Source organism: Microbacterium sp. K36 (genome assembly GCF_004794355.1).
In the GTDB taxonomy this organism is placed as follows: domain Bacteria; phylum Actinomycetota; class Actinomycetes; order Actinomycetales; family Microbacteriaceae; genus Microbacterium; species Microbacterium paraoxydans_D.
This window is the reverse complement of record NZ_SSDN01000007.1, coordinates 1-267: the sequence shown is the minus strand read 5'-3', so window position 1 is coordinate 267 and position 267 is coordinate 1. Positions and strand designations below refer to the sequence as shown.

The window sequence follows — 267 nt, the reverse complement described above, 5'->3', positions numbered from 1 at the left end:
GCCACAGATGCCCACCCACGCGCCCAGTGTCGATTGCGGGATGGCCAGACCGGCGCGCGCATAGATGCGCTCCTGCCGATACAGGGGAAGGTGGTCGCCGAACTTGGACACCAGCGTATGTGCCAGCAGTCCGGCCGTCGGGATGCCTTTGTCGATGACGTGGGGTGGCACCGGCGTCTGCACCAGCGTCTCACACTGATCGCACACCCATTTGCCGCGGATGTGACGCTCCACGGTGAACGTGCCCGGCGTGTAGTCCAGCTTCTC

At 65.2% G+C, this 267-nt stretch carries 1 protein-coding gene; it reads right to left on the bottom strand.

Features of this window, described 5'->3' with window-relative positions:
• The coding region (locus DW296_RS00150) for an IS66 family transposase (protein ID WP_136050584.1) at window positions 1-267 on the bottom strand (267 nt) is incomplete at both ends.